This is a genomic window from Streptomyces sp. NRRL S-340, from assembly GCF_000720185.1.
Classification (GTDB): domain Bacteria; phylum Actinomycetota; class Actinomycetes; order Streptomycetales; family Streptomycetaceae; genus Streptomyces.
On the sequence record NZ_JOIY01000092.1, the window covers coordinates 1 to 2644 of the forward strand.

Annotated in this window: 1 protein-coding gene; it reads right to left on the reverse strand. The window is 71.8% G+C overall.

The window, feature by feature from the left end; all coding sequences use genetic code 11:
* Positions 1 to 240 precede the first annotated feature (240 nt).
* Positions 241 to 2628 (reverse strand): MFS transporter, encoded by a 2388-nt coding sequence (locus IG64_RS37060; protein WP_037864907.1) that lies wholly within the window; start codon positions 2626 to 2628, stop codon positions 241 to 243.
* Between the last annotated feature and the right edge of the window lie 16 nt (positions 2629 to 2644).

The following is a 2644-nucleotide window of genomic DNA, read 5'->3' on the forward strand; positions in this document are numbered from 1 at the left end:
GCGCGCAGCACCTGCGTGCCGGTCATGTCGGTCACCGTGACGACCGCGTGCGACACGGCCCATCCGTCCCGGGTGCGGATCCTCGCGGTCAGTCCCATCGACGTGTACTCCCTGGAAAAGCGCTGCTGGTAAGGCGTGACGAAAAAGAGTGGGGAAGAAGCCGGCCCGCGGCCCGGGGGCGTGTGCTGTTCCGCTCGTCGGCGAAAGCGTGCGCCCCCGCTGCCGCGGGCCGGTGGACGGCTACTCGCCGGGGTGGGCGAGTTCGATGTCGTGGCCGTCGACGCCGCGGCCGGCCACGGTCAGCGCGGTCGCCGCCGGCGGGTAGCCCGTCGCGATGACGGTGTAGTCGCCGCTGTCCAGATCGGTGAAGGCGTACGCGCCGTCCGTGCCGGTGGTGGCGGTACCGACCACGTTGCCGGCCGCGTCGACCAGGGTCACGCGGGCGTCGGCGAGCGGACCGTGCGGGGCACGGACCACGCCCTGGAGCTGGGCGCCGGCCCGCAGGTCGATCTCGATCCGGGTGACCCCGGCTCCGCCCACCTCCAGCGGCAGGGCGCGCGGCCGGTGCCCGGCGGCGTTCACGGCCACGGTCACCACGCCCGGCACCAGCTCGGCGAAGGAGAACTCGCCCTGCTCACCGGTGGTCCCGGTGGCCAGCAGGTCGCCGCGCACATCGGTGACGATCACCGGCTCGTCGTTCACGACGATCGTGGACGCCTGCGGCTGGAAGCCGGCCAGCGAGATCAGCGTGACCGCGGCCTGCGGCACCGGCGCGCTCTCCGCACCGCGCACGTAACCGTGCACCGGGATCCCGCCGCCGCTCTCCCGGGCGGGTTCGCCCGGGGCCAGGGTGGCGACGGCCGCGAGGCGCTGGGTGCTCTCCGGGCCGGGTTCGGTGGTGGCCGCGGCGGTGGCCCAGCTCGGCACCCGTTGCTCGGCGGTGGTCCCGGCCGGAGCGGATGCGGCGGCGAGCGCCGGGGCGGCCTCGTCCGGCACCGCGGCCGGTGCGGGGGCCTGGCCCGGGTTCTGCTGCTGGGCCGCCTGGGCCAGGGCGCCGGTGGTGCGCAACGGGACCTCCTTGATGAACAGGACGACGAGGAAGGCGACGAACGCGCAGGGCGCGGCGTAGAGGAAGGCGTCGGCGATGCCGTGCCCGTAGGCGCCCTCCAGCCAGGTGCGCACCGGGGAGGGGAGCGCGTTCATGTCGGGCAGTTCGCCGCCGGAACTCATCGCCTTGGCGGCGGCGGCCCGCGCGTGCGGGCTCAGGGACGTGATGGTGTCCTTGGCGTGGTGGCTGATCCGGGTCGACATCACCGAGCCGAGCACGCCGACGCCGACCGCGCCGCCGAGGGTACGGAAGAAGCTGACCGTCGACGACGCCGAGCCGAGGTCCTGCGGGGCGACCTGGTTCTGGGTGGACAGCACCAGGTTCTGCATCGTCATGCCGACGCCGATGCCGAGCAGTGCCATGTAGAGGGACAGGTGCCAGTACGGGGTGTCGTAGCGCATGCTGCCCAGCAGGCCCAGGCCCGCGGTCAGGCACGCGCCGCCGGCCACCAGCCAGGCCTTCCAGCGGCCGGTGCGGGTGATGATCTGGCCGGAGACCATGGAGGCGACGAACAGGCCGCCGATCATCGGGATCGTCATGACGCCCGACATGGTCGGGGTCTTGTCGCGGGCCAGCTGGAAGTACTGCGAGAAGAACACGGTGCCCGAGTACATGCCGACACCGACGAAGAGCGAGGCGAGCGAGGCCAGCGCGATGGTGCGGTTGCGGAACAGGCGCAGCGGGATGATCGGCGCGCTCGCCCTGGCCTCCACCAGCACGAACAGCAGTGCCAGGACGATCACGCCGCCCACCATCGTGAACGTCTGCCACGACACCCAGTCGTACTTGTCGTTCGCGAAGGTGACCCAGAGCAGCAGCAGCGAGGCCGCGGCGGTGATGAAGAAGGCTCCGGCCCAGTCGACCTTGACCTGGCGCTTGGCGACCGGCAGGTGCAGGGTCTTCTGCAGCACCAGCAGGGCGATCAGGGCGAAGGGGATGCCGACGAACAGGCAGTAGCGCCAGCCCAGCCAGGAGGTGTCGGTGATGACACCGCCGAGCAGCGGGCCGCCGACGGTGGCGACGGCGAACGTCGCGCCGGTGTATCCGGAGTAGCGGCCGCGCTCACGGGGCGCGATCATCGCGGCCATGATGACCTGCACCAGCGCGGACAGGCCGCCCGCGCCCAGGCCCTGGACGACTCGCGCGGTGATCAGCATGGCCGGGTTCTGCGCCAGACCCGCTATGACCGAGCCCGCGACGTAGATCACCAGGGCTATCTGGACGAGCGCCTTCTTGCTGAGCAGGTCGGAGAGCTTGCCCCACAGGGGCACCGAGGCCGTCATGGCGAGCAGCGCCGCGGTGACGACCCAGGTGTACGCCGACTGGCCGCCGCCGAGGTCCTTGATGATCGTCGGCAGTGCGTTCGTGACGATCGTCGAGGACAGGATGGCGGCGAACAGGCCGAGCAGCAGCCCGGAGAGCGCCTCCATGATCTGGCGGTGCGTCATCGGAGCGCCGTCCGGGGAGGCGCCCCCGTGCTTGGCGTGAGCCCGCACACCGGCTGGTGTGGTCGTTGCCATGGGCTTCCTTTACTTA